We start from the raw sequence: 24,032 nt of genomic DNA, 5'->3' as shown, positions 1-24,032 counted from the left end.
TTCATCTATTTGAAATATTTTGTAACATAAACCTATTATTTTTGTAAAAATATAGATCAACAAAAAAGCAAGATCTCAAAAAGTCTATCTAGCTTTCTAAGTTCTTGCTCATTTATTATTCTTCATCAAAATTCTTTTTTGATTTCTTAGGTGGCTTGAGGCGATTGATATCCCGCAAAGCCAAGACAGTCACTACGGATAGGCCGAAACCTACAAAATATTCAGCCGGCAACTGGAAAATTTTAAAAATGCCTAAGCCAAATAAGATAATTAAGGCTACAATCAGTAGCACCATGGTCACTGCATTAACAGTCCCTTTAATGCTTGATGGAACAGCAAAAATGTAGAAAAAGAGGATTAAAATCCCAATGATAAGATAAACCATCTTGCTGCTCCTTTCCTTTTTGCTTATTCAGCTGCAGCTGATTTTTTCTTTTTATTGGCTTTTTCGCGTTCTTGTTTGTTCAAAATTTGCTTACGCAGACGAATAGATTCTGGCGTTACTTCCATGTACTCATCATCGTTCAAGAACTCCAGCGATTCTTCCAAGGTCAAGATACGTGGTGTCTTGATAACTGCTGTCTGATCCTTGGTTGCAGAACGAACGTTGGTCATCTGCTTGGCTTTAGTGATATTAACAGTTAAGTCATTTTCACGAGAGTTTTCACCGATGATCATTCCTTCATAAACCTCAGTACCTGGGTTAACAAAAATAGTTCCGCGCTCTTCGATAGACATGATAGAGTAGGTCGTTGCCTTACCGGCATCGATGGAAACAAGCGCACCACGGTGACGTCCACCAATTTCACCTGGAATCAATGGCAAGTATTGGTCGAAGGTATGGTTCATGATACCGTAACCACGAGTCATGGATAAGAACTCAGTTGAGTAACCAATCAAACCACGTGCTGGAACTAGGAAGACCAAACGAGTTTGACCATTACCAGTTGAGATCATATCCAACATTTCACCCTTACGTTCAGAAAGGCTTTGGATAACAGATCCTTGGTACTCTTCTGGAGTATCGATTTGGACGCGCTCAAATGGCTCACATTTGACACCGTCAATTTCTTTCACGATAACTTCTGGACGAGATACTTGCAGCTCATATCCCTCACGACGCATGGTTTCGATCAGGATTGACAAGTGCAATTCTCCACGACCTGAAACTGTCCACTTATCTGGTGAATCTGTTGGGTCAACTCGAAGGGATACATCTGTTTGCAGTTCTGCCTGCAGACGTTCTTCGACCTTACGAGAAGTCACCCATTTTCCTTCACGACCTGCAAATGGTGAGTTGTTAACCAAGAAGGTCATTTGAAGTGTTGGTTCATCAATGTGAAGGATTGGAAGAGGTTCAATGGCATCTGTCGGTGTAATGGTTTCACCAACAAAGATATCTTCCATGCCTGATACCGCAATCAGGTCACCCGCTTTTGCTTCGTTGATTTCACGACGTTCCAAACCAAAGAAACCAAATAGTTTTGTAACACGGAAGTTCTTGGTAGTGCCGTCTAATTTAGACAGGGTTACTTGGTCACCAACCTTAACAGTACCACGGAAGACACGGCCGATACCGATACGGCCAACGAAGTCATTGTAGTCCAAGAGTGAGACTTGGAACTGCAAAGGCTCATCTGAGTTGTCCACTGGAGCAGGGATATGGTCGATAATGGTATCAAAGATTGGTGCCATTGTTTTTTCTTGATCAGCTGGATCGTCTGACAATGAAGAAGTTCCGTTGATAGCTGAAGCATAAACAACTGGGAAATCAAGCTGGTCATCGTCTGCACCAAGCTCAATGAAGAGCTCCAATACTTCGTCTACTACTTCTGCTGGACGAGCTGATGGTTTGTCGATTTTGTTGACAACAACGATTGGGACAAGATCCTGTTCCAGGGCTTTTTTCAATACGAAACGAGTTTGTGGCATGGTTCCTTCGTAGGCATCTACCACCAAAACAACACCGTCAACCATTTTCATGATACGCTCAACTTCTCCACCAAAGTCCGCGTGTCCTGGTGTATCCATGATGTTGATACGAGTCCCGTTGTAAGCAACGGCTGTATTTTTAGCAAGGATCGTAATACCGCGCTCTTTTTCGATATCGTTTGAGTCCATAGCACGCTCTGCCAACTCTGTACGTGCATCAAGAGTTTCAGATTGCTTCAATAATTCGTCAACGAGGGTTGTTTTCCCGTGGTCAACGTGGGCGATAATCGCAATGTTACGGATATCTTCTCTTAATTTTGTCATGATTTCCTCTGAATTTTTAAATTTTATTTCTAACTGAACAATTATACCACAGACGCAGGCAAAAAACACGGCTTTGATAAGTGTAAATGTTTTCATTAAAAAATATGGGAGCTGCATGAGGATTTGCATTTCCCATCCTGAAAATTTATGATATGATTTAGAAAAAAACAAGGAAAACAGATGCGCCTCGACCAACTGCTGGCTGCCAATCATATCAGCCGAAAAAAGATGAAACAAAGCCTTTTGCAAAAACAGATTTTAGTGGATGGTAAGCCCGCCTGCAAACTCAGCCAAAACGTTGATACCGGCCTGCAGCAGATTACTTTTCAAGGAAAACAGGTCAGCGGTCCTGCCCACCATTACTACATGCTGAATAAACCTGAAGGTGCGGTCACTGCCAATCGCGACGCTGAAAAATTGACTGTTCTGGATTTGCTGGACAAGGAGGTAGAGAAAGAAAATCTTTACTCTATCGGACGGCTGGATAGAGATACCGAAGGGCTTCTTCTGATTACCGATAATGGTCCTTTGGGATTTCAGCTTCTGCACCCTCAATACCATGTTGAAAAAACCTACTATGTGGAAGTCAACGGACGTTTAACTCCTAAGGACAAATCTTCCTTTCAGGAAGGCATTCGCTTTTTGGATAGCACCATCTGCCAACCCGCCCAGCTCTCTATCCTCTCTAGCAACTCCAGGATGAGCTGTGCTACCGTCAAGATTTCCGAGGGGAAATTCCACCAGATCAAAAAGATGTTTCTGGCAGTTGGTGTTAAAGTCACCTATCTCAAACGAATTCAATTTGGAGATTTTACATTAGACCCAGACCTAGCAAAAGGTGATTGCCGTCCTTTAAACCAAGAAGAATTAGGAATTATTAAAAAATATTTGGAGAAAAGTTGGTAAAAAAAAGCTTTAAAAAATAAAGCTTTTTCTTAATTCCTAAAACCGTTCATGAATTGTTTTATCAGCTAGCTTTCACCTTGCCATTCCAAGAATCCAACCCATAAGAAAGAATATAAATTTCTTTAAAACCTTGTTTTTTCAGATACAGAGCCGCATTGGTTACGCGCTGACCACGACTATTTTCATAGAGGAGAACAGCCTTGTCCTTGCGAAGTGCACCGACACTATCCTTGAGCTGCTGAGATGGAATATTGCGAGCGCCTAAGATATGCTTCCGGTGAAAATCTGATGGATCCCGCAGATCAACCAACTGACCTTGGCGAATCAAATCTTCAAATTCCCCGTTATCCACGATTTTTGCTGCCTGACGAAGGCGCAAATAATTAAAGCCCATCCAGCCAATTATTCCTAAAAGTACCGCCCACAAAATCCAAATTGTCATCTCAAGTCTCCTTTTTCTTTTCTAAATATTCTAACTCTAAGCGATGTTCTCGTCGCAAGACTGACTCCGCCTCAAAATAAGCTAGCTTATCCATTAGACCGGCATCGTAAATCCTCTTCAGCTCGATTTTCATCATCTCAATATCGTAAAGGCGCTTGCCCATATAGATAATGATTCCGAAACTTTTAAGAAATTGCTGAACATCATACAGGGTTTTCATGAGCTATATTTTATCAGATTTTCTAGCGCTTTTCAAGATGAAAAAAGCAGAAAGGAAAGCCTGTTTCCTTTCTGCTTGGCATGGATTATTTTTTATAAACCTGGCGCTTGACCAATTTCAGCTGTCAACATCCAGATAGTCTTTTCAAGGTCTGCCTTGGCACCGACAAAGATATCATTGGTTACATCGTCCCCTTCTTGGTCTGTTACATCCAAAGCTTCCTGGTAAAGACCTGTCAGATAACGGAAAATCTCAATCACTCGCGCCAGACTTTCTTCTACATTCTTGCTGAATTCACCAGCTTTTTCTTCAATCTTACTGTGTTGGATAAACTCGGTCAACGTAGAATAAGGCTTGCCTCCCAGTGTAATCAAGCGCTCGCTAACTTCATCCAAAGTTGTATCCAAAGTTTCCATGTATTCATCCATTTTTGGATGCCAAACCATGAAGCCTGCGCCACGCATATACCAGTGAACTTGGTGAAGAGCAATATGAGCTGTATAAAGGTTTGCCACTACTTGATTAAGAATAGCCTTTGTCTTTGGCAAAGCCTTTTGATTGCTGAAAGTTGCTACGTCAGTTGCTGCACCATTTTTTACTTGTGTCATTGTATTTACCTCGTTTTTATTTATAATGATTCTAATCTTTTTAGATTATGGTTTAATTATAATGCTTCTAAATAAGAAAGTCAAGACAAAAGATTCAAAAAAAGACTTTATTAGAAAAGTTGCAAAATTTCAGAATTTTTCTGTTTAAAATTACGAATAAATAAGTATGATTCACCTATACTTTTTTATCGTTGGTACTGTCTTTGCCTCATTCCTAGGCTTGGTCATCGACCGCTTCCCAGAGCATTCTATCATTGCTCCCGCTAGCCATTGCAATGCCTGCGGGAAAAGATTGGCACCGCGTGATTTGATTCCTATTTTTTCTCAAATCTTAAATCTTCTTCGTTGCCGCTTCTGTGGAGACAAGATTCCCTTACGCTATTTATTTTTTGAATCTATCTTGGGCGGTCTTTTTCTGGCAACCTCCCTGGGCATTCTTTCCATTAGTCAATTATTGGTAGTCACCATGGGCTTAACCTTAGCTATCTACGACCAAAGAGAGCAGCAATATCCCCTGATGGTATGGCTGATTTTTCAGCTCTTGCTAATAGTGACAGCGAGCATCAACCTTCTCATGCTCTTCTTTTTAGCCCTAGGACTTCTGGCCTTCTTTTGTAATCTTCGTATTGGAGCTGGCGACTTTCTATTCCTTGCTTCCTGCTCAGCCATTTTCAGTCTGACGGAAATTCTCATTCTTATCCAAATCGCTAGCTTCGCTGGTCTCGCCTGTTTTTGCTTTAAAAAGAAAAAAGACAGGCTGGCATTTGTACCCTGTCTTTTGTTTGGTGTATTTGCTGTTTTAATTTTTAAATGTATTGTGTAATTCGTAAAAGTACTATATAATGAAAGCAGATTATTTATTAAGGGGATTTTATTATGAAATTAGAATTACCAAAATCAAAATTAAAAATGCCTAACATTGATGAAAAATCGATGTTAAAAGTTCTTGACTGGACTTATGAAACTACAATTAATGGTATCCCTGGTCAAAAGACTATAGAAGAACTAGCTGCTGATTATTTGAAGCATGATGATATAGAAACTGCAATTTCAAAGATGATTACTTATCAAACTTCAAAAGCTGGAATATCTGGTTTCGTTACTGGATTTGGGGGAATATTAACAATGCCGGTAACTATTCCAGCCAATATAACTTCTGTTATTTTAGTTCAAATGAGAATGATTGCCACTATAGCTTATATGAGAGGATACGATTTAAAGAGCGATCAAGTTCAAACATTTGTTTATGCCTCATTAACTGGAACATCTGTTGCTGATATTGCAAAGAAAGCCGGGATTATTATTGCAAATAAAATGGCAACTGGAGTAATTAAAAAAATCCCTGGAAAAGTACTAACAAAAATTAATCAAGCGGTTGGTTTTAGATTGGTAACCAAATTTGGCACTAAAGGAGCTGTGAATTTAGGAAAAATGGTTCCTATTGCTGGTGCTCTTATAGGCGGAGTTGTGGATACCGCATCAACTCAAATCATTGCGAAAAATGCTTTAAAAACCTTTACTTCTAAAGGAATTAATATAGGAGACGGTACAATTATTGATATCAAATAAAGAAAATAATGAGGTTCGATAGAAAGAACCTCATTTTATTTATTTCTTATAGGCTGCTGCTTCTTGGATAAAGGTTGCTATGCTGGCGTCCTTTTCATGAAGAGCTTTGACAATCTTAGATCCGACAATGACTCCGTCTGAGACTTGATTGAAGCGATCAACATCCCCTAAAGTTGAAACACCAAAGCCCGTCAGTACTGGAATCTCAGCAATACCATGGAGCTTGCTCAAATGCTGGTCCAAATCATTGCGGTAGCTTCCGCTCTTACCCGTCACACCGTTGATGGCTACAGCGTAGATAAAACCTTCAGCTTCCTTGATCAGCTCCTGCTGACGTTCTAGGCCAGTCGTCAGGCTCACTAAAGGAACTAGAGCGATATCTGAATCTTCCAGCAGAGGCAAGATAAAGTTCCTATGCTCGTAGGGCAGATCCGGAATAATCAATCCTTTAACCGGTGTCGTAGCCAAATCCTTGACAAAATCTTTGAGCCCGTACTGGAAAATAGGATTAAAGTAGGTCATAATGATGAGAGGCAGCTGAGTGTCCAAATTCTGCAAGCTTGCCACTAAAGACTTGGCCGAAGTATGGTGACCCAGACTTCTCAGACCGGCTTCTTCAATAACCGGCCCATCTGCAACAGGGTCTGAAAATGGCAGGCCGATTTCAATAGCTGACACACCCAAGTTTTCCAAAAACGAGATGGTTTCTGCTAATCCTGCTAAACCTTTCTCGTGATCACCAGCCATAATATAAGGAAGGAAAATTCCCTTGCCTTCTCTTTTGATGGTTTCTAAATGCTGAGTGAGTGTTTTAGTCATGGGTACCTCCTTTTTGAGCCGCTTCTTTTTCCAAGCGTTCCTTTACCTGAACGACATCCTTGTCACCACGGCCGGATAGGCAGACGATCATTGATTTATCTGGTCCCAACACCTTAGCCAACTTAACTGCGTAAGCAATAGCGTGGCTAGACTCTAGAGCAGGGATAATCCCTTCGATACGAGACAGGAGCTGGAAGGCTTCCAAAGCTTCTTCATCTGTGACTGGGACATAAGTGGCGCGCTTGATAGCATTAAAATGAGAATGTTCAGGACCGATGCCCGGATAGTCTAGCCCGGCAGAGATAGAGAAAGCTTCCAGAATCTGCCCTTGCTCATCCTGCAAGACATCCATCAAGGCACCGTGTAAAACCCCCGGGCGGCCCTTGGTTAAGGTCGCAGCATGTTCATCTGTATCCACGCCCCGTCCAGCTGCTTCTGTTCCATACATAGCCACTGTGCTATCCTCTACAAAGGGATAAAAGAGCCCAATAGCATTGGAACCACCGCCAACGCAGGCGACTAAAGCATCGGGTAAGGCACCTGCATTTTGCTCAGCAAACTGGCGCTTGGCCTCACGCCCAATCACGCTCTGATAGTCGCGGACAATCTCTGGGAAGGGATGAGGTCCCAAGGCCGACCCCATAATATAGTGAGTATCATCGACCTGAGCCACCCAAGCTCGCAAGGCAGCATTGACTGCATCCTTGAGAACTCGAGAGCCATCGGTCACAGACTCTACCTTGGCTCCCAGAAGTTCCATACGAAAGACATTGAGTGCTTGGCGCTTGACATCTTCTTCGCCCATATAGATAGTGCAGTCCATGTTGAAAAGGGCTGCAGCTGTGGCGGTGGCTACTCCGTGCTGGCCCGCACCAGTCTCCGCAATAATTTTCTTCTTGCCCATTCGCTTGGCTAATAGGACCTGACCTAGGGCATTATTGATTTTATGTGCCCCGGTATGGTTGAGGTCTTCCCGCTTCAGATAAATCTTAGCACCGCCAGCATAGGCTGTCAGATTTTTAGCAAAATAGAGAGGATTTTCTCGCCCTACATACTGCTTCAGCAACTCGTCCAGCTCAGCCTGAAAGGCTGGGTCTTTTTTACTCTCACGGTAGGCTTTGTCTAGCTCCAAAACTGCTGTCATCAGCGTTTCGGGAACAAAGCGCCCACCAAACTCACCGTAAAATCCTTCTTGATTGGGTTGATTATATGCCATCTTTCACTCTTTCTATAAATTCTTTTATCTTTTCTAAGTCCTTCTGGCCGTCAGTCTCGACCCCGCTTGAGACATCAACTGCGTAAGGGGCGAAGTGCTGAATCGCTTCTCGGACATTTCCTGCATTCAAACCACCGGCGATAAAGAAGGGCTGGTGGATTTGATTCTTGTCAAAAGCTTGCCAGTCAAAGGTCCGACCACTACCGGCAAGAGGGGCATCAAAGAGCAGGTAGTCCGCTTGTTGGCTGACTCCTTTTAACGCTCCCTTGACCTGATAAGCTCGAATAACCGGCCGGCCGATCTCAGACAGAAGATCTTCATTAAAATCGCCATGAATCTGCACCAAATCCAGATTTGCCACCGAAATAGCTTCCTGCAGCTCTGCTAAACTCGGAGAGACGAAAACTCCTACCTTTCGGACAGTAGGCGGCACCAAGGCAGCTAGCTCCTGAGCTTGCTCCAAACTAACCCTCCGACGGCTCTCAGCAAAGACAAATCCAATATAATCTGCACCAGCCTGGCATGCCGTTTCCACAGCGCTGGCCGTTGATAAGCCGCAAATCTTAACCTTTGTCAATTTTCAGCTCCTTGATTTTTTCTGCCACATCCTCTGCCTGCATCAGGGCTGTTCCGACTAGAACCGCATGGAAATAAGGAGCTACTAGCTCAGCATCTTCCTTGCTGAAAATAGCGGACTCAGACACGTAAACCCTGTCATCTTTGAAATGGGCAGATAGCTGAAGACTTGTATTGATATCAGTCTCAAAAGTAACTAGATTGCGGTTATTGACACCGATTATCTGTGCTCCTATTCTATGGGCAATTTCCAGCTCCGCCAGATTATGGGTTTCGACCAGAACTTCCAAGCCTAAACCTGTCGCAAAATCATAGAGTTCTTGCAGCCGCTTTTCAGACAAAGCAGCTACAATCAGAAGAATAACTGTCGCTCCTGCATTGCGGGCGCGAACAATCTGCTTTTCATCAATGATAAAGTCCTTATTGAGGGTTGGAATGGTCACTTGACTGGAAATCTCTCTCAGGTAATCCAGATGTCCTTTGAAGAAAATCTCATCTGTCAGGACCGAAATCATGGCTGCACCGCATCGTTCATAGGTGCGAGCCTGCTCCACAATATCCACACCGAGATTAATATCTCCCAGACTGGGGCTGGCTTTTTTAACCTCAGCAATCAGCTGCAGCTCTTGAGGACGACTTTTGAGATATTCATAGAGGGAATAGGTCGAGCGCAGAGGTTGCAGCTCTTCATAAGACATAGCCGCCACTTCCTGCTCTTTTTGCTTTAGAATGGTTGGGAGAAATTCTTTACTCATTTCTGATACTCCTGTAGTTGCTTGAGTTTTTCATAGGCTGCACCGCTTGCAATTACTTGGCGGGCCAAAGCTATTCCTTCTTCTATGCTGTCTGATTTCCCATTAGCATAGAAGCCCAATCCCGCATTCAGCACTGTCGTTTCTAGATAGGGGCTGGCTTGATTTTGCAGGACAGATAGCAGAATTTCTGCATTTTCCTTGGCATTGCCTCCGCGAATCGCTTCAAGAGCTATCTCTTCCATGCCAACATCTGACGGCAGAAAGCTGTGCAGGCTGATTTGCCCATCTTCCAGCAGAGCATACTGGGTACGGCCATGAAGGCCGGCCTCGTCAAGACCATCCGGCCCCGACACGACTACTGCACGCTTACGGCCCATATTTTTTAAAACCTCTGCTGTGCTCTCTAACATATCCGGCCGGCTGGTCCCCAAAAGCTGAGTTTCTAGACTCATGGGATGGATAAGGGGGCCAGTTAGATTCATGATTGTGGGAATGCCTAAGCTAAGACGTGCTGGCATGATGTATTTCATGGCTGGGTGCATATTCTTTGCAAAGAGAAAGACGATACCTGTCTGCTCAAAAACCTTGCCCAAGCTAGCAGCGTCCAAGTCTAGATTGATACCCAGAGCTTCTAACACATCAGCTGAGCCTGACTTAGAAGAAATGGAGCGATTGCCGTGCTTGGCCATCTTAATCCCGCCACCTGCCAGTATAAAAGCTGCCGTAGTCGAAATATTGAAGCTGAAAGACTTGTCTCCACCGGTACCGCAATTGTCCATTGCAGTGCGAATAGTGGTTGGAATCTGCTTAGCATGGCCTCGCATTACCTGAGCCAAAGCAGTTCGTTCCTCAATCGTCTCCCCCTTCATCTTAAGCCCCAGCAAGAAAGCTACAATTTGAGACTCTGTCACCCGTCCAGTGACAATACGCTCAATAACATCTGTCATCTCAGCGCTGCTTAAATCCTTAAAATCAGCTAGTTTTGCAATTATCTCTTTCATACATCCTCCTTTATTTTACTAAATCGATGAAATTCTTGATAGACGACAAGCCGTCCGGCGTGCCAATACTTTCTGGATGATACTGAAAACCATAAATGGGCAGACTCTTGTGCTGGATAGCCATGATCGAGTTATCATCAGCCGCCCGAGCCGTCACTTCAAAATCCTCCGGCATCTCCTCAATCAAAATCGAATGATAGCGCATAACCGGCTGTCCATCCTCTAGCCCCTCATAGATAGGAGATTTTCCCTCAAAACGCAGAATACTTTGTTTGCCGTGCATGACTTTGGGAGCCAATCCTAGCTTTCCGCCAAATACTTCTGCAATGGCTTGGTGCCCCAAGCAAATCCCCAATATCGGCTTTTTACTAGTAAAATCACGGATAAGTTCTTCCATCCGTCCTGCATCTGCTGGCCAGCCTGGACCCGGAGATAGAACCAAAGCATCAGCTTCTTCTGCCGCTTGATAAAGGCCTGCATCATCATTACGCAAGACCTTAACTTCTGCAAAATTGCCGATATACTGGGCTAGATTGTAAGTAAAAGAATCATAATTATCAATCAATAAAATCATTGCATCTCTCCTATCTTGGTCATTGATTTGGCCTTGTTGATGGTTTCTTGGTATTCATTAGTAGGGATCGAGTCATAAACAATACCCGCTCCAGCTTGAACGTAAGCTCTGCCATTTTTCAAAACCATAGTGCGTATAGTGATGGCAAAATCCATATCGCCTGTCGCAGACAGATAGCCAATAGCCCCCGCATAAACGCCACGTTTTTCCTGCTCTAGCTCATAAATCCGTTTCATGGCTCGAATCTTAGGCGCACCCGAAACGGTGCCGGCCGGCAGGGTTGACTTGAGCGCATCCATAGCTGTCAGTTGAGGCAGAAGCTGACCACGGACCACACTGGTCAGGTGCATGACATAGCGGAAATACTCTACCTCCATGTACTTAGTGACTTCCACGCTGTTATTCTGGGCAATTTTACCGATATCATTACGCCCTAAATCAACTAACATACGATGCTCAGCCACTTCCTTCTCGTCAGCCAGCAACTCCTTCGCCAAGGCTTTATCTTCTCTTTCATCCTGCCCGCGCGGTCTGGTCCCAGCAATAGGATTGGTCGTAACCTGCCCCTGCTTGACAGAGACCAGACTTTCTGGGCTGGCTCCGATGATCTGATAATCCCCGAAATCATAAAAGTAGAGATAGTTGGAAGGATTGGTCACACGCAGATTGCGATAGTAATCCAGTGGCCTACCAGAATACTCTGCTGAAAAACGCTGACTGAGAACGCATTGGAACATGTCTCCCTGCCGAATCAAGCTACGCGCTTCTTCCACCATTTTTTCAAAAGTTGCTTGCTCGATATGACTCTGGAAGTTCAAACTGGATAGTTCCAGCGGTGAAAATTCATCTACCGCTGGCTGCGCCAGCTCAACCATAATCCTCTCCAGACTGGCAGCTAAATCAGCTTCGCTTCTATCACTGTAGAGGGCCTCCTCAAGGATATAGACCTTGTCTTTTTTATGGTCAAAAACCATGTAACTCTCATAGACGAAAAAGTGCATATCCGGCGTCCCAATCACATCAGCTGGAATCTGGCCAATCTCCTCATAGAGGGAAATCATATCGTAACCGACAAAACCGATGGCTCCACCGCCAAAAGGCAGGTCTGAATGATGATCTTTTTTCACTGCCAACTCATGCAGATAGTCCAATGGATCTGCCTCGATTACTTGCCCGTTCTTTGTTAACTGGCCGTTTTCATAGCGAACTTCAAAGACCGGGTTATAAGCTAGGATAGAAAAGCGAGCTGTCTCGCTATCTCTCGGAATACTCTCCAAAATCACCTTGTGGTCGCCCTGAATCCGCATATAAGCTAGAATCGGCGATAAAATATCAGCTGGTAAAATCTTTTGCATAATTTTTCTTTCTATTTAAATCAGAAGCGTTTAAGGAGGAACAAACTGCTAGCTATGACCGCATTCCACAAGAACAGATAGCACCTGTCTACTGTCATAACTTGCTCCAGAACTACAGAAAAACGCCCGCACAGTTCATCCTGTGAGGGCGTATCATCGCGGTGCCACCTCAGTTATGGAGTTTTCAGGCTCCACATCTCATTTACTTATTTACAGTCATTTAGCTTCCTTTTAGTAGAAGGCAGCATACTGGTTTACAACAAAGCATGCTAACAAAGTAATAAAAGATCAACTAAATGACAAAATTTTGACTCCAGCAGCCCATTTCATAACTTCTCCTGCCTGTTTTCAGCAACCACAGACTCTCTGAAAGGAGGGATGTTACTACTCTTCTGCTGGGTATTTTATTTCCGTTTTTCTAGATAGTCGGCAATGGCTGCCACATCCTTGTCTCCACGACCGGATACATTGATAATGATGATTTGGTCAGATGACAGTTGCGGAGCTCGCTTGATGGCTTCAGCAATGGCGTGAGAACTTTCGATTGCTGGCAAAATTCCTTCCTTTTGTGTCAAGAGAAGCAAGGCGTCCACAGCTTCATCATCTGTCGCTGCCACGTATTCTACTCGACCAGAATCTTTAAAGAAAGCATGTTCAGGACCAACTCCAGGATAGTCCAAGCCTGCCGAAATGGAGTAAACCGGCGCTATCTGACCATCTTCAGCAAAGACAGCGTAAGTCTTCATACCGTCCACTACTCCGACACTTCCCTTGGTCATGGTAGCTGCGTGCTGGTCTGTATCAAGACCACGCCCGGCTGCTTCAACACCAACCAGCTTGACTTCTTCATCCGCTACATACTGAGAGAAAGCGCCGATAGCATTGGAACCACCACCTACACAGGCGATTACATAATCCGGCAAGCGGCCTTCCTTGTCCAAAATCTGACGGCGTGATTCTTCACTAATCACCTTTTGGAACTCATGGACAATCGTCGGATAAGGGTGAGGTCCGACAGCCGAACCCAAAACATAGAAGGCTTCCAAATCACTCATCCAAGCTCCAAAGGCTGCATCCACTGCATCCTTGAGGGTTTTGGTGCCTGTTTCCACAGCGTGAACAGTCGCTCCCATCATTTCCATGCGGAAGACATTGAGGCGCTGACGTTCTACATCTTCTGCTCCCATGTAAACATCGCACTTCATACCAAACTTGGCTGCGGCTGCCGCAGTTGCCACACCATGCTGGCCAGCTCCAGTTTCAGCGATGACTCGGGTCTTGCCCATGCGCTTAGCCAGAAGAATCTGTCCCAAAACATTATTGAGCTTGTGTGAGCCCAGATGATTGAGATCTTCCCGCTTCAGATAAATCTTAGCTCCGCCTAGGTGCTGGGTCAGACTTTCTGCATAGTAGAGCGGGGTTTCCCGACCTGAATAATCTGCCAAATAATGTCGGTATTCATTTAAAAATTCTGGATCATCCTTGTACTTCTCAAAAGTAGCTTCTAATTCATCCAGCAAGGTCTGGATAGGCTCTGGTACAAAGGAGCCACCGAATTGCCCAAAATATCCTTTAGTTTCTGTCATATTAACTGCCTCTTTTCTTTATTTTCAAGCAAAAGCAAAACAAAAGCCCACACACAGAAAAAACTCTGTGTGAGGGCGTAAAATCGCGGTGCCACCTCAATTATGGAGCAAAGTATAGACTGCCTCCATATCTCTGTCTTGTCTAACAACAAGCTGCACTATAAGGTGTGCTCACCGAATTTTTATTGCTTCAAATTCATTTTTTGCATCAGCCCATTTCATAACCTTCCACTGCCTGTTTCCACCAACCACAGACTCCCTGAAAGTAGAAAAATTATTACTTTTCTGATGATTTATTTTATTATAGGCCTTTCCCTTTTTCTTGTCAAGAAAAAATTTATTTTTTCTCCCAAATCCGAACCTTTCGCTGGCTAATCTCTTTTGAAAGCGTCGTCTTGACGATTTTTCCAGATTTTCTGACCAAGCTGAAATGCCCGCCAAGCCAGATAGCCACCCAAAGTGTTAGTCCAGAGATCATCAATCTCAAAGACTCGATTAGCGTTGATAAGGAGGTCCAGCAGAATCTGAGTCACTTCGATAGACAGACTCATCCCAAAGCTCAGCCATACAATCTTCTTGGTCTTCCGCAATTTCGGAAAGAGGCAAAGCAATTGAAAAATTAAAGGCGATAGCAGAAAGATATTGGCTAGATTTTGGATAAATACCTTGACCAGCTGAAGCCAGGAAGTAATCTCCCCAATGTTGACAAAGGAATTAAAAGGAATTAACAAAACCACTATTCGGCCAAAGTACTGGATTCCCGGCGTCTCCATTCCCGGCTCTGGAACTTGAGGAATAAAGCACAAAATGCAAAGCATCAAGAAATAGAGCCAGTTTCCCCCTACCAGCAATCTCCGTCCCTTAGCAGTCAGCTCACCGTCTGAAGTCAGATAGTTCTTAAGGCTGAACATTTTCTACCAATGCTTTCTCGCGATCACGCTTCATGGTATTCGAACGCAGCTGACCGCAGGCCGCATCAATATCTGTACCATGTTCCTGACGAACAACACAGTTGACTCCGTTTTTCTTGAGGGTATCGTAGAAGGCCATCACGCGCTCTTTGGGACTGCGACTGTATTGGTCGTGCTCGCTAACTGGATTGTAAGGAATGAGATTGACATAAGATAGTTTCTTAATGTTCTTGAGTAGCTCAGCCAGCTCCTTGGCCTGCTCTACCCCGTCATTGACTTCATTGAGCATGATGTACTCAAAGGTCACACGACGGTTCGTCGTCTCAATATAGTATTCGATAGCTGCAAAAAGCTTTTCGATAGGGAAGGACCGGTTAATCCGCATGATGCTGGTCCGTAAATCATTATTCGGGGCATGGAGGGATACAGCTAGATTGACCTGCACACCTTCATTAGCAAAGTCACGAATCTTATGAGCCAGCCCTGAAGTTGAAACCGTGATATGGCGGGCACCGATAGCCAAACCTTTGTCATCATTGACCGTCCGGACAAACTTGAGCACATTGTCATAATTGTCAAAAGGCTCACCGATTCCCATAACCACGATATGACTGACCCGCTCATCCTGACCACGCTCGTCAAAATACTTCTGAACCAGCATAATCTGAGCTACAATCTCACCGTTATTGAGGTCTCGTTGCTTTTTAATCAAGCCAGAAGCACAGAAGGTACAGCCGATATTGCAACCAACTTGGGTGGTCACACAGACAGAAAGTCCATAGTGCTGGCGCATGAGCACCGTCTCAATCAGCATACCGTCCGGCAGCTCAAAGAGGTACTTGACCGTACCGTCAGCAGACTCCTGAACAATGCGCTGTTTAAGCGGATTGACGACAAACTGATCATTTAACTTGGCAATCAAGTCCTTGGATAGATTGGTCATCTCTTCAAAAGACTGGACCCGCTTGCGGTAGAGCCACTCCCAAATCTGGGCAGCACGGAATTTCTTTTCTCCCTGAGCTTCCGCCCATTCAATCATTTCCTGGCGCGTTAAGCTATAAATAGATGGTTTCATTTTTCTCCTTTATTCTGGCGAATCACAAAATGGCGATTGCTGTCTTTTTGCTTTTTCTGCCTATCTTGCTGGGAATTGTTGCGAGAGCGCTTATTGTCTCTTTTAGAGCGGCTGTCTCGGTCTCGCTCGCTTCTGCGATTGCGGTTGCTCCCAGAACGGCTGTTGCGAGAACGTTTTGACCGACCTTCTGTCTCTTTCTTGCCATGCGATTTCTTATCAAAGGAAGCGCGCTGGGGATTTGGATTTTCTAAGACAAAATAAGCACAGCCATAACTGCAGTACTCCAGCAAATAGTCTTCTAAGCGGCTGATCTTCTCATCGCTTTCATTAGCCCGCTCGTCCTTGTAAAAACCACGCAGGCGCAGCTGCTCATTGCCCCAGTCACCGACAATATAGTCAAACTTGGTGAGAATTTCTGAAAAACGCTGATGAAAGGCAGTCAAGTCAAAGCCTTCCTTATAGTTCTCAATCAATTCAAACTCGAATTTTTCTGCAACAATCTTGCTATCAATCTGTTTAAACTCCGGTCCTGGGAATTTATTATAATTATACAATTCAGGTGAAATATCTTTACGCATACTCTTCCTTTAACAATCTTGGATAGTTTATCTACAACACTTTATTTTATCATAAATCAGCCAGTATTTCGCGGACTTTTCATCAAAAATATCTTTCTGAAAAAAGTCAGACGATTTAAAGTAGAAAAGGTCGTCTAATTTTGTCTATTTCACAAGAAAAATCTTAGCAAAAGCTAAGATTTTATTTGTTCTTTTTCAGATAGTCAATGGCGTCCTGCAGCGTTTTAACTGGAACAATTTTCATATCCGTTTTAATCTTCTTGGCTGTCTCCAGAGCCGTTTGGTAGTTGTTTTTCCCATTTGGAGAAAGCTTCTTCTCTTCCTCTGTAAGTTCATTGTTGGGTGCAAAGAAGATATCTGCTCCGCTTTGGGCTGCTGAAACAACTTTCTTATCAATTCCGCCGATTTCGCCAACTTCACCTTCCCGACTGATGCTGCCGGTCCCTGCAATATCGCGGCCGTCACGAAGAGTCGGATCAGCCAACTGGGTATAAATAGCTAAGCTAAACATGAGACCAGCACTAGGACCGCCGATACCTTCAGTTGAAAATGTAATCGGAATATTACTGCTGACTTCCGTCCTGTCTATCAGACTAATCCCAATCCCGTTCTTACCGTTCTCCAACTTGATAATCTTGCCGGTTGCTGATTTCTCCTGACCATCTTCTTGGAAAGTCACCTTGACCTTATCTCCAAGCTTCTGCGAGTTGACATACTTGACCAGCTCCTCAGAGCTTTCAAAGATCTTGTCATTGACACCGGTTACCGTATCAGCAATATTGAGAACTCCCTTGAAAGTTGAGTTATCTGCCACCTGCAAGACATAAACTCCCAGATAGTCCATCTTGATCTCTTTACCAGCCGTCGTTAACCCTTGATATTTGGCCATATTTTGCGATGTTTCCATGTAAAATTGGTTGATCCGATTAAACTCATCGTCCGTGGAGCCACCGGTCATATCCTTAGCGGAATAAATATCTGTAAAAGGGGTCAGCCAAGCATAGACCAGATGAGCAAAGGTTGCCTGCTCTACTCCGACCGTCACAAAATTGTAGGAGCCCGCTTCCTTGTCGGCCTTATTATCAACTATCAAGACCTGACGAACATCCTCGGCACCACCAGGAACTTCTATGTAATAAGGCAGACGAACGTAAAGAGCTGCTATAAAAAAGGCAATAGTGACGCCAATGACCGTCGGCAATATAAACTTCTTAATTCTTTTCATTGTTGATTCTTTCTAATTCTTTGATTACACTTTGGGGCACATAGGCCGCGATATCCTGCTGAAAAGCAATCAGCTCACGAATACGTGATGAACTGATATGCTGATAGACTGGCTTGCTGAGTAAGAAAATCGTCTCCAGCTCTCCTGCTAGTTCATGATTGAAAAAGTTCATATTGGCTTCATAGTCTAGGTCTTGACTATTGCGGAGACCGCGTACAAAGGCCTGGGCTCCCAGTCTTCTGGCCACTGTCACTGCTAGCTCATTCTGAGAAGTGATGACCTCGACATTATCCAAATGCTGCAGAGCTTCTTTGACCATGCGCTCTCTGGCCTCAATTGTAAAAAAACCTGACTTTTCCCGGTTATAGAAAATCCCTACATAGAGCTTGTCAAAAAGCCTGCTGGCCCGCTCAATCAGGTCCACATGGCCCTTGGTCATCGGGTCAAAAGACCCTGTGAATAATCCAATCTTATCTGACATACACCGTCACCTTTGAAATTCCATATATCTTCTGCTTCCAAATGCCCAGCCCTGCAATTTCTTCTGGCAATTCAACATCCTTATCTGTCTCACAGACTACTAGGGCATCTTGACTCAAGAGCTGGCCTTCCTCCAGTTTCTCAAGGTCTGCCACAATCTGCTCCTTAGCATAAGGTGGATCTAAGAGAACCAAGTCAAAAGCTCCCGTCAAGGTATCTAGAGCGCGGCCAGACTCCATCTTGAGCAAGTCAAAACGTTCCGGCTCCTTGGTCATCTGAATATTCTCTGAAATAATAGCCTGAGCTCTGCGATCCTTTTCGACTAAGACAGCTTCCTCCATGCCTCGCGAAATAGCTTCAATGGCCAAACCCCCGCTCCCAGCATAAAAATCCAGCACCCGACCGCCATCAAAATAGGGACCAATCATATTAAAAATCGCCCCCTTGACCTTATCAGTCGTAGGCCTGGTCGTTTTGCCGTCCAAAGTCTTGAGGGGCCTACCCCCATATTTACCTGCAACAACTCTCATAAAAAACATTATAACACACATCTTACAAGAGGCCAATTTTTTGAAAACTTGACAGATTAAAAACAGAAGCACCCCAAATTAGAGACTTCTGTTTTCTTTTAATTTCAGTAAAAAATCAATTAATTCAGGCTGACAGTCTGCCTTATCCAAGATCAGTCCCATTGACCGACCAACCATAATATAAAAAGTTTCTGGCTTGTCTATAATCGCCATAATATCTTGGTAGTCAAATCTGGCATTGTTATTCCGATTAACGACACGAAAGTCTGTCTCATAGAAGCTAAACTCCTGCTCTATATCATGCCAGAGGGGGTTGCCTCTATAAAACTTTTTAATATGTCGATTCATGGACAGATAGTAAAGAAAAGGAAGGACTGCCACAGTAACAAGAAAAGCTACGCCTGGCAAAGGTTCCCCGATAAAAAAACAGATTGCACCGCATATCAGCACCACTATCTCAGGGAGAATCAGTGAGAAGATGCCATTCTTTTTATACCAGAAATTGGTCCAAGCGAAACGGCGATAAGCTTCTTCTGTCATGATCGTCTTTGCTGTCATAGGAAACATCTCGCTACCTCCAGGTTATATTCCTCCCTACAGTTTACCACACTATTGCTAGAAATAACAATACTCAAAAAAGAACTTGCTTTTCTTGATTCCATTTGTTATACTATATGTAACTTTTAAAACGTTACATAGGAGGTGGATATGTTTTCTCATGAAAAATTAAAAAAACGCCGTTTGGAGCTTAATCTGGCACAGGCTTCCATTTACCAAGAGCTGGGCATCTCTCGAAAGACTTACTCTGCTTGGGAAAATGGTCTAGCAGAACCCCACGCAAAAAATCTCAGGAGGTTAGCCACCTGTCTCAAGGTCCAAGAGAACTACTTTGTGGATGAGACCAGCGCGCTCTACACCTACCCTTTACTAACCCCACCGCATAAAAAAGAAGTAGACCAGCTCGCTAGTCAGCTCCTAGAAAGACAGCGCAAGGTTAGCTCTCTTACAGCCTATAAGGTTCTATCAGTTGAGCTGGCTGCAGGTCTCGGTCACAGCTACTATGACAATGAAACAGACTATGAAACTGTCTACTTTGATCAAGATATCCAGCACGACTTTGCATCTTGGGTCTCTGGGGATTCTATGGAGCCCAAGTATCCCAATGGCTCTGTTGCCCTTATGAAACAGACGGGATTCGACTACGATGGGGCTGTATATGCTCTTATGTGGAATGGCAAGACCTATATCAAAAAAGTCTATCGAGAAGCTGAAGGACTTCGTTTAGAGTCTATCAATCCTGACTACGAGGATCTCTTTGCTCCCTACGAAGACCAACCTAGCATTGTTGGTATCGTAGTCGGACATTTTCTGCCGATTGAGGTATAAGCTATGGTCCTATTTGATTATTCACGCGAGCCCCGTTCAGATATTGCTTTTGTGGATATGAAAAGTTTTTATGCCTCTTGCGAATGCATTTCCCTCGGCCTTGACCCTTTAAAAACCTCGCTCTGTGTCATGAGCCGAATTGAAAATTCTGCTGGACTGATACTAGCTGCCACCCCTCTCTTTAAAAAGAATTTCGGCAGCCAGAATGTCAGCCGAAGCTATAATCTTCCTTTTGATGTCCACACCCGCAAGTTCAACTATGCTGCTGCTCGCAAGCAGGGACTGCCTATTACAGCAGATTATGTGCGCTTTATTGAAGATGCTGCTCAAAAGACCTTATTGGTCCCACCTCGGATGAACTACTACATCCAGAAAAACATGGAAATCCAAAAAATTTTCCAGGATTTCGCAGCTCCCGATGATATTTTCCCCTACTCAATTGATGAAGGCTTCCTAGATTTGACAAGCTCTATCAACTACTTCATTCCTGATCAGACGCTGGACCGCAGGACCAAACTGGACCTGCTGGCTGCCCGTATTCAACAGGCTATCTGGAAGAAAACCGGGATTTATGCCTCTATCGGCCTGAGCAACGCCAATCCTCTTCTCGCCAAGCTAGCCTTGGACATTGAAGCCAAACACACAAAAAAGATGCGGGTCAACTGGTCCTATGAGGATGTTCCCAGTAAGGTCTGGACTATTCCGACCATGACAGATTTTTGGGGCATCGGCCACCGAACAGCCACCCGTCTTAAGAAGCTAGGCATCCACTCCATTTATGATTTGGCCCACTTTAACCCCGACATTCTCAAAAAGGAAATGGGAGTCATGGGCCTACAGCTTTGGTTTCATTCTCACGGTATTGATGAAAGCAATGTGCACAAGCCTCATCAGGTCAAGTCACATGGCCTGGGAAATTCGCAAATTCTCCCCCGAGATTACAGACAGCAGGCAGAGATTGAGTTGGTTTTCCGAGAAATGGCTGAGCAGGTCGCCATTCGGCTCAGACGCTCTGGTAAGAAATGCCAGCGTGTCTCCATCTATGCCCGTTATTCCAAGCAGGAGCTCCTGCCTTCCATTCATACACAGAAAAAAATTGAGCCCACTAACAACAGCGATCGATTGGCTCAAATCGTCGTTCAGCTTTTCCGTTCCAAATATCAGGGCGGGGCTATCCGCCAGATTGGCGTTTTTTACAGTGACTTTGTCGATCAAGGTTATGGTCTGATTTCTCTCTTTGACGATCCTCTGCAAATTCAAAAAGAAGAGGAGCTCCAGCTGACGATTGACCGCATCAGAGATCGCTTCGGCTTTACCTCTCTGCTTAAGGGAAATGCCTTACTGGGCTCCTCCCGTGCCATCGCTCGAAGCAAGCTGACAGGTGGCCATTCGGCTGGAGGGCTGGAGGGCTTATCATGACCGACCGCTCCTACCTCCCCTATCAATCAGCTCGTGACTTTCAGGATCGAGGCATGGCTAAGTGGGCTGGCTTTTTCCTCTCTGAGCACAGCACTTCTTTGGCCAAAAAAGAACTAGATATGAGCCAATTGCCCCAACTTGATAGACAGGAAAAATTCCACTTACTCAGTCAAGCCTACAGCCAGCAAGTTCCCATCCGAATCACCTTTCTTAATCAGGAAAAGCTGATTGACGTTACTGCTACCGTCTTTCATCTGGACTGCAAGCAGGTCCTCCTGCAGGAAGGTGACCGTTACAAAGGCCTTGCTATCCATCAGATTCTTTCGATACAAGCTTCAGGAGGCGCAGATGACCACTCAGAATCTACATGAGGAACTTCAATTTGACTATTTTTCTCAGAATTACTATCAATTTCAAGAAGATTTTTATCAATTCTCCAATCTTCACCAGCCTCTGATGGCCATGGAAGACGATATCCTCCGCCATATGGCTAGCCGCCAGGTCACTTATTTCAAACTCTCTAAGGCTAAAAGTTTAGATCAGAAAGACCATTACTTCCACTTTACCATCAGCCGTCCAGACCAGGCAAAGCGGCTCTGCATTTACCACTATCAAGGCCAAACAGAAGATATAAAACACTAAGCTCCCAAACTAAGTCTGGGAGCTTATTGTATAGAGCTGGCCATCTACTAGTATCTTCTCAATTATTTCTTGCTTTAAGTCAGGCAAATAACACTAAAGATTTGAGCCAGCTATATTTAAAGCCAAGAAGCGCCATTCTTTTTAGGTTATCTATTCAGTTCATTTGTATAAACTAATTTCATACTAAAAACACCCCTATCGTTAGATTTTCTGTCTAACTTTTGGGGTGCGGGTCATAGCAATTTGTCTTTTCTTTTATTTTTTATCGATTTCAAGATTTTTACAAGAATTATTCATCAAAAAGCCCTTGCAAACCGGCGAAAGGATTGTTCTTCTCTTTTTGAGCTTCTTGAGCAGCGGCGAATTCCTCTTCCGTCATAACCTGCCAGTCCTGACCAGACAGAAAACCTTGACCAGCTTCTTCCTCAGCTGTTAGGATTTTCAGTGGAATATTCAGCAAGATATTATCAGCTACACTCTCGGCTACATTAATCTCGCCATTTTCAATCGGCAGCACCAAGTCCTGATCAATCATATCCTGCGATGCGGCCTGTCCTTCTTCCATGAAAATTTCGTTGACTAGATAAGACTCCTTGAGCTCCACCGGCTCCATGCTGCGACTGGACGTCAAGGTAATGGTATAAGACAGGTCATAATCTAGAAAATAAAGGCCGTCTTCATATTGAACCTTTCCACTGGCTACAATATCCTGAACATCTAAAATCTCAGGATTGCGCTCTTTTAACTCCTCTGCCAAGTCCAGCTTTTTCTCAAAGGCTAGTCCATCTGGATTCTTCCGAATTTCTTGAATATGCAACATAAGTTCCTCTTTGTTTTTTTCTTTTATTATATCATGTTTGGGCGCTCCGCTGTTATTGAAAATTATTTTGTTATAATAAATTGCAAGGAGGGAAGACAATGGAACATCTAGGACAGGTTTTTAGATTTTTTCGAGAGGCTAGGCACATCTCTTTATCCGAGGCCACTGGTGGAGAATTTTCAAAATCTATGCTCTCTCGCTTTGAAAATGGGCAGAGCGAACTTTCGGCACAGAAACTTTTTAGCGCGCTCAGCGCTATCCACACGGAAACGGAAGAATTTACCCTTGCAGCCGGCATCCAGAGCCATCATTCTCACAAGGAACTCTTAAGCCAAATCCACGACCTGCTGCAAGCCAATCAGCTTAAGCTCTTAGAAGAACTTTATCTGGAAAAAGAAAAAATTACTCAAAAAAGCAAGCGCGCTAGCGATTGGGTTGAGCGCCTAATTGTAAAGGCCTATCTCTGTGCCCTCAAAGAGTCTGAAAAGGCCAGTCCAGGCGAGCTTGATTTCCTGCATGATTACCTCTTTTCAGTTGATATTTGGGGGCGCTACGAGCTCAATCTCTTCTCTGTCTGAACTCCGGTTTTATCTCTAGATTTGTTTTCCCAATACACCAAAGAAATCCTCTCAAGAAAGGATTTCGCAGCCTTGTTTGCCAACAATCGCAACACCCTGCACACTACTTTTCTTAATGGTTATCTTCTGGCCATCAGTCAGGAAAATATCACCCAGGCAGACTATTTCCAACAAGTCATTGAGCGACACTTTTACGAAGAAAATGAGACTTACTTCCGAATTGTCTATCTCTTTGCTCAGGGAGAGTTAGCTTGTTTGAAAGGGCAAAAAGAAGAGGGACTCACTCAAATGAAGCAAGCTGTCGACATTTTCCGAATCTTGAACTGCCAGCATAGCGCTGACTATTATCAAGAAGCTCTTGATACTGCTTTTCAAAAATATAGCAAATAATGCAAATCTCCACTTTTAAACTCAGCGATGTTGAGTTGGGAAGTGGTTTTTTTGATGCAAAATACACTCCAAATTACTCATTTTAACAATTACACTCAAAAACCGTTGAATATAT

The 24,032-nt window shown here is 44.0% G+C and carries 28 protein-coding genes, 1 pseudogene and 1 other annotated feature; of the genes and pseudogenes, 8 read left to right on the top strand and 21 right to left on the bottom strand.

Features of this window, described 5'->3' with window-relative positions; all coding sequences use genetic code 11:
* Window positions 1-115: 115 nt before the first annotated feature.
* Window positions 116-385 carry a DUF3165 family protein gene (locus HMPREF1150_RS04860; RefSeq protein ID WP_002898040.1) on the bottom strand — a complete coding sequence of 90 codons (270 nt, stop codon included), beginning with the start codon at window positions 383-385 and terminating at the stop codon, window positions 116-118.
* Window positions 386-408: 23 nt separating this feature from the next.
* Window positions 409-2,256, bottom strand: a complete 1,848-nt coding sequence (gene typA, locus HMPREF1150_RS04865) for a translational GTPase TypA (protein ID WP_002932699.1) — start codon at window positions 2,254-2,256, stop codon at window positions 409-411.
* Window positions 2,257-2,436: 180 nt separating this feature from the next.
* Between typA and HMPREF1150_RS04870 the strand changes: the two genes are divergently transcribed.
* On the top strand, window positions 2,437-3,162 hold the full coding sequence (locus HMPREF1150_RS04870) for a pseudouridine synthase (RefSeq protein ID WP_009659933.1): 726 nt from the start codon (window positions 2,437-2,439) through the stop codon (window positions 3,160-3,162).
* A 61-nt stretch (window positions 3,163-3,223) separates the two neighbouring features.
* On the opposite strand, the gene HMPREF1150_RS04875 is transcribed toward HMPREF1150_RS04870, so the two are convergent.
* The 3 genes from HMPREF1150_RS04875 to HMPREF1150_RS04885 all read right to left on the bottom strand — a co-directional run bounded on the left by HMPREF1150_RS04875 (window position 3,224) and on the right by HMPREF1150_RS04885 (window position 4,432).
* On the bottom strand, window positions 3,224-3,604 hold the full coding sequence (locus HMPREF1150_RS04875; RefSeq protein ID WP_002900929.1) for a rhodanese-like domain-containing protein: 381 nt from the start codon (window positions 3,602-3,604) through the stop codon (window positions 3,224-3,226).
* Between the two features lies 1 nt (window position 3,605).
* On the bottom strand, window positions 3,606-3,824 hold the full coding sequence (locus HMPREF1150_RS04880; protein ID WP_009659925.1) for a YqgQ family protein: 219 nt from the start codon (window positions 3,822-3,824) through the stop codon (window positions 3,606-3,608).
* A 92-nt stretch (window positions 3,825-3,916) separates the two neighbouring features.
* A complete protein-coding gene (locus HMPREF1150_RS04885) occupies window positions 3,917-4,432 on the bottom strand; it encodes a DNA starvation/stationary phase protection protein (protein WP_009659868.1) in 516 nt (171 codons plus the stop codon).
* A gap of 166 nt (window positions 4,433-4,598) precedes the next feature.
* On the opposite strand from HMPREF1150_RS04885, the gene HMPREF1150_RS04890 reads away from it, so the two are divergent.
* Both HMPREF1150_RS04890 and HMPREF1150_RS04895 read left to right on the top strand, forming a co-directional pair.
* Complete coding sequence (locus HMPREF1150_RS04890; protein ID WP_009659873.1) at window positions 4,599-5,255, top strand: A24 family peptidase; 657 nt, start codon at window positions 4,599-4,601, stop codon at window positions 5,253-5,255.
* A 53-nt stretch (window positions 5,256-5,308) separates the two neighbouring features.
* Window positions 5,309-6,001, top strand: a complete 693-nt coding sequence (locus HMPREF1150_RS04895; protein WP_002907054.1) for an EcsC family protein — start codon at window positions 5,309-5,311, stop codon at window positions 5,999-6,001.
* 39 nt (window positions 6,002-6,040) lie between these two features.
* Here HMPREF1150_RS04895 and trpA read toward each other — a convergent pair whose 3' ends face one another.
* The 15 genes from trpA to HMPREF1150_RS04965 form a co-directional block, all read right to left on the bottom strand.
* A complete protein-coding gene (trpA, locus tag HMPREF1150_RS04900; RefSeq protein ID WP_002907055.1) occupies window positions 6,041-6,820 on the bottom strand; it encodes a tryptophan synthase subunit alpha in 780 nt (259 codons plus the stop codon).
* Window positions 6,813-8,036: a tryptophan synthase subunit beta gene (trpB, locus tag HMPREF1150_RS04905; protein ID WP_002907056.1), complete on the bottom strand. Its 1,224-nt coding sequence runs from the start codon at window positions 8,034-8,036 to the stop codon at window positions 6,813-6,815. The genes trpA and trpB (HMPREF1150_RS04905) overlap by 8 nt, the downstream gene beginning before the upstream one ends.
* On the bottom strand, window positions 8,026-8,613 hold the full coding sequence (locus HMPREF1150_RS04910) for a phosphoribosylanthranilate isomerase (RefSeq protein WP_009659854.1): 588 nt from the start codon (window positions 8,611-8,613) through the stop codon (window positions 8,026-8,028). The genes trpB (HMPREF1150_RS04905) and HMPREF1150_RS04910 overlap by 11 nt, the downstream gene beginning before the upstream one ends.
* A complete protein-coding gene (gene trpC, locus HMPREF1150_RS04915) occupies window positions 8,600-9,367 on the bottom strand; it encodes an indole-3-glycerol phosphate synthase TrpC (RefSeq protein WP_002910344.1) in 768 nt (255 codons plus the stop codon). The genes HMPREF1150_RS04910 and trpC overlap by 14 nt, the downstream gene beginning before the upstream one ends.
* Window positions 9,364-10,368: an anthranilate phosphoribosyltransferase gene (gene trpD / locus HMPREF1150_RS04920; RefSeq protein WP_009659935.1), complete on the bottom strand. Its 1,005-nt coding sequence runs from the start codon at window positions 10,366-10,368 to the stop codon at window positions 9,364-9,366. Before trpD ends, trpC begins: the two co-directional genes overlap by 4 nt.
* A 10-nt stretch (window positions 10,369-10,378) precedes the next feature.
* The gene (locus HMPREF1150_RS04925) at window positions 10,379-10,942 is read right to left on the bottom strand and encodes an aminodeoxychorismate/anthranilate synthase component II (RefSeq protein ID WP_002900940.1); all 564 of its coding nucleotides are present in this window, start codon (window positions 10,940-10,942) and stop codon (window positions 10,379-10,381) included.
* On the bottom strand, window positions 10,939-12,297 hold the full coding sequence (gene trpE / locus HMPREF1150_RS04930; protein ID WP_009659967.1) for an anthranilate synthase component I: 1,359 nt from the start codon (window positions 12,295-12,297) through the stop codon (window positions 10,939-10,941). Before trpE ends, HMPREF1150_RS04925 begins: the two co-directional genes overlap by 4 nt.
* A 404-nt stretch (window positions 12,298-12,701) precedes the next feature.
* Window positions 12,702-13,883 carry a tryptophan synthase subunit beta gene (gene trpB, locus HMPREF1150_RS0111220; protein WP_032905494.1) on the bottom strand — a complete coding sequence of 394 codons (1,182 nt, stop codon included), beginning with the start codon at window positions 13,881-13,883 and terminating at the stop codon, window positions 12,702-12,704.
* Between the two features lie 68 nt (window positions 13,884-13,951).
* Window positions 13,952-14,186: a binding site (T-box leader), on the bottom strand.
* A 68-nt stretch (window positions 14,187-14,254) separates the two neighbouring features.
* Window positions 14,255-14,794 carry a VanZ family protein gene (locus HMPREF1150_RS04935; RefSeq protein ID WP_009659882.1) on the bottom strand — a complete coding sequence of 180 codons (540 nt, stop codon included), beginning with the start codon at window positions 14,792-14,794 and terminating at the stop codon, window positions 14,255-14,257.
* Complete coding sequence (rlmN, locus tag HMPREF1150_RS04940; protein WP_002911938.1) at window positions 14,781-15,869, bottom strand: 23S rRNA (adenine(2503)-C(2))-methyltransferase RlmN; 1,089 nt, start codon at window positions 15,867-15,869, stop codon at window positions 14,781-14,783. Before rlmN ends, HMPREF1150_RS04935 begins: the two co-directional genes overlap by 14 nt.
* The gene (locus tag HMPREF1150_RS04945) at window positions 15,866-16,447 is read right to left on the bottom strand and encodes a YutD-like domain-containing protein (protein ID WP_002932663.1); all 582 of its coding nucleotides are present in this window, start codon (window positions 16,445-16,447) and stop codon (window positions 15,866-15,868) included. Before HMPREF1150_RS04945 ends, rlmN begins: the two co-directional genes overlap by 4 nt.
* A gap of 181 nt (window positions 16,448-16,628) precedes the next feature.
* Complete coding sequence (locus HMPREF1150_RS04950) at window positions 16,629-17,672, bottom strand: SepM family pheromone-processing serine protease (RefSeq protein ID WP_032905492.1); 1,044 nt, start codon at window positions 17,670-17,672, stop codon at window positions 16,629-16,631.
* On the bottom strand, window positions 17,659-18,153 hold the full coding sequence (gene coaD, locus HMPREF1150_RS04955; protein WP_009659892.1) for a pantetheine-phosphate adenylyltransferase: 495 nt from the start codon (window positions 18,151-18,153) through the stop codon (window positions 17,659-17,661). Before coaD ends, HMPREF1150_RS04950 begins: the two co-directional genes overlap by 14 nt.
* Window positions 18,143-18,691 carry a 16S rRNA (guanine(966)-N(2))-methyltransferase RsmD gene (gene rsmD / locus HMPREF1150_RS04960; RefSeq protein ID WP_009659938.1) on the bottom strand — a complete coding sequence of 183 codons (549 nt, stop codon included), beginning with the start codon at window positions 18,689-18,691 and terminating at the stop codon, window positions 18,143-18,145. Before rsmD ends, coaD begins: the two co-directional genes overlap by 11 nt.
* Window positions 18,692-18,760: 69 nt before the next feature.
* On the bottom strand, window positions 18,761-19,249 hold the full coding sequence (locus HMPREF1150_RS04965; protein ID WP_002921995.1) for a YcxB family protein: 489 nt from the start codon (window positions 19,247-19,249) through the stop codon (window positions 18,761-18,763).
* Window positions 19,250-19,390: 141 nt separating this feature from the next.
* Between HMPREF1150_RS04965 and HMPREF1150_RS04970 the strand changes: the two genes are divergently transcribed.
* From HMPREF1150_RS04970 to HMPREF1150_RS04985, 4 genes are read left to right on the top strand one after another with little or no spacing between them, the layout of a single operon-like run.
* On the top strand, window positions 19,391-20,068 hold the full coding sequence (locus HMPREF1150_RS04970) for an XRE family transcriptional regulator (protein WP_009659906.1): 678 nt from the start codon (window positions 19,391-19,393) through the stop codon (window positions 20,066-20,068).
* A 3-nt stretch (window positions 20,069-20,071) separates the two neighbouring features.
* Window positions 20,072-21,487: a Y-family DNA polymerase gene (locus HMPREF1150_RS04975; protein ID WP_032905490.1), complete on the top strand. Its 1,416-nt coding sequence runs from the start codon at window positions 20,072-20,074 to the stop codon at window positions 21,485-21,487.
* Entirely contained in the window at window positions 21,484-21,858 is a 375-nt protein-coding gene (locus tag HMPREF1150_RS04980; protein WP_009659974.1) for a hypothetical protein, read from the top strand. Before HMPREF1150_RS04975 ends, HMPREF1150_RS04980 begins: the two co-directional genes overlap by 4 nt.
* Window positions 21,836-22,129 (top strand): DUF5960 family protein, encoded by a 294-nt coding sequence (locus HMPREF1150_RS04985; protein WP_009659891.1) that lies wholly within the window; start codon window positions 21,836-21,838, stop codon window positions 22,127-22,129. The genes HMPREF1150_RS04980 and HMPREF1150_RS04985 overlap by 23 nt, the downstream gene beginning before the upstream one ends.
* 289 nt (window positions 22,130-22,418) lie before the next feature.
* On the opposite strand, the gene HMPREF1150_RS04990 is transcribed toward HMPREF1150_RS04985, so the two are convergent.
* Window positions 22,419-22,949 carry a DUF177 domain-containing protein gene (locus tag HMPREF1150_RS04990; RefSeq protein WP_009659842.1) on the bottom strand — a complete coding sequence of 177 codons (531 nt, stop codon included), beginning with the start codon at window positions 22,947-22,949 and terminating at the stop codon, window positions 22,419-22,421.
* Window positions 22,950-23,047: 98 nt separating this feature from the next.
* Between HMPREF1150_RS04990 and HMPREF1150_RS0111215 the strand changes: the two are divergent.
* Window positions 23,048-23,917, top strand: a pseudogene (locus HMPREF1150_RS0111215) (XRE family transcriptional regulator).
* The last annotated feature ends 115 nt before the right edge of the window (window positions 23,918-24,032 follow it).

The organism is Streptococcus sp. AS14 (assembly GCF_000286495.1).
GTDB classification, from domain to species: domain Bacteria; phylum Bacillota; class Bacilli; order Lactobacillales; family Streptococcaceae; genus Streptococcus; species Streptococcus sanguinis_P.
Note: the sequence above shows the minus strand (reverse complement) of the source record. Positions and strands in the feature narration are given on the sequence as shown.

Bases quoted from the DNA above. Each gene is read 5' to 3' on its own strand.
- HMPREF1150_RS04860 (WP_002898040.1), bottom strand. From the start codon at position 385: ATGGTTTATCTTATCATTGGGATTTTAATCCTCTTTTTCTACATTTTT.
- typA (WP_002932699.1), bottom strand. From the start codon at position 2,256: ATGACAAAATTAAGAGAAGATATCCGTAACATTGCGATTATCGCCCAC.
- HMPREF1150_RS04870 (WP_009659933.1), top strand. From the start codon at position 2,437: ATGCGCCTCGACCAACTGCTGGCTGCCAATCATATCAGCCGAAAAAAG.
- HMPREF1150_RS04875 (WP_002900929.1), bottom strand. From the start codon at position 3,604: ATGACAATTTGGATTTTGTGGGCGGTACTTTTAGGAATAATTGGCTGG.
- HMPREF1150_RS04880 (WP_009659925.1), bottom strand. From the start codon at position 3,824: ATGAAAACCCTGTATGATGTTCAGCAATTTCTTAAAAGTTTCGGAATC.
- HMPREF1150_RS04885 (WP_009659868.1), bottom strand. From the start codon at position 4,432: ATGACACAAGTAAAAAATGGTGCAGCAACTGACGTAGCAACTTTCAGC.
- HMPREF1150_RS04890 (WP_009659873.1), top strand. From the start codon at position 4,599: ATGATTCACCTATACTTTTTTATCGTTGGTACTGTCTTTGCCTCATTC.
- HMPREF1150_RS04895 (WP_002907054.1), top strand. From the start codon at position 5,309: ATGAAATTAGAATTACCAAAATCAAAATTAAAAATGCCTAACATTGAT.
- trpA (WP_002907055.1), bottom strand. From the start codon at position 6,820: ATGACTAAAACACTCACTCAGCATTTAGAAACCATCAAAAGAGAAGGC.
- trpB (WP_002907056.1), bottom strand. From the start codon at position 8,036: ATGGCATATAATCAACCCAATCAAGAAGGATTTTACGGTGAGTTTGGT.
- trpC (WP_002910344.1), bottom strand. From the start codon at position 9,367: ATGAGTAAAGAATTTCTCCCAACCATTCTAAAGCAAAAAGAGCAGGAA.
- trpD (WP_009659935.1), bottom strand. From the start codon at position 10,368: ATGAAAGAGATAATTGCAAAACTAGCTGATTTTAAGGATTTAAGCAGC.
- HMPREF1150_RS04925 (WP_002900940.1), bottom strand. From the start codon at position 10,942: ATGATTTTATTGATTGATAATTATGATTCTTTTACTTACAATCTAGCC.
- trpE (WP_009659967.1), bottom strand. From the start codon at position 12,297: ATGCAAAAGATTTTACCAGCTGATATTTTATCGCCGATTCTAGCTTAT.
- trpB (WP_032905494.1), bottom strand. From the start codon at position 13,883: ATGACAGAAACTAAAGGATATTTTGGGCAATTCGGTGGCTCCTTTGTA.
- HMPREF1150_RS04935 (WP_009659882.1), bottom strand. From the start codon at position 14,794: ATGTTCAGCCTTAAGAACTATCTGACTTCAGACGGTGAGCTGACTGCT.
- rlmN (WP_002911938.1), bottom strand. From the start codon at position 15,869: ATGAAACCATCTATTTATAGCTTAACGCGCCAGGAAATGATTGAATGG.
- HMPREF1150_RS04945 (WP_002932663.1), bottom strand. From the start codon at position 16,447: ATGCGTAAAGATATTTCACCTGAATTGTATAATTATAATAAATTCCCA.
- HMPREF1150_RS04950 (WP_032905492.1), bottom strand. From the start codon at position 17,672: ATGAAAAGAATTAAGAAGTTTATATTGCCGACGGTCATTGGCGTCACT.
- coaD (WP_009659892.1), bottom strand. From the start codon at position 18,153: ATGTCAGATAAGATTGGATTATTCACAGGGTCTTTTGACCCGATGACC.
- rsmD (WP_009659938.1), bottom strand. From the start codon at position 18,691: ATGTTTTTTATGAGAGTTGTTGCAGGTAAATATGGGGGTAGGCCCCTC.
- HMPREF1150_RS04965 (WP_002921995.1), bottom strand. From the start codon at position 19,249: ATGTTTCCTATGACAGCAAAGACGATCATGACAGAAGAAGCTTATCGC.
- HMPREF1150_RS04970 (WP_009659906.1), top strand. From the start codon at position 19,391: ATGTTTTCTCATGAAAAATTAAAAAAACGCCGTTTGGAGCTTAATCTG.
- HMPREF1150_RS04975 (WP_032905490.1), top strand. From the start codon at position 20,072: ATGGTCCTATTTGATTATTCACGCGAGCCCCGTTCAGATATTGCTTTT.
- HMPREF1150_RS04980 (WP_009659974.1), top strand. From the start codon at position 21,484: ATGACCGACCGCTCCTACCTCCCCTATCAATCAGCTCGTGACTTTCAG.
- HMPREF1150_RS04985 (WP_009659891.1), top strand. From the start codon at position 21,836: ATGACCACTCAGAATCTACATGAGGAACTTCAATTTGACTATTTTTCT.
- HMPREF1150_RS04990 (WP_009659842.1), bottom strand. From the start codon at position 22,949: ATGTTGCATATTCAAGAAATTCGGAAGAATCCAGATGGACTAGCCTTT.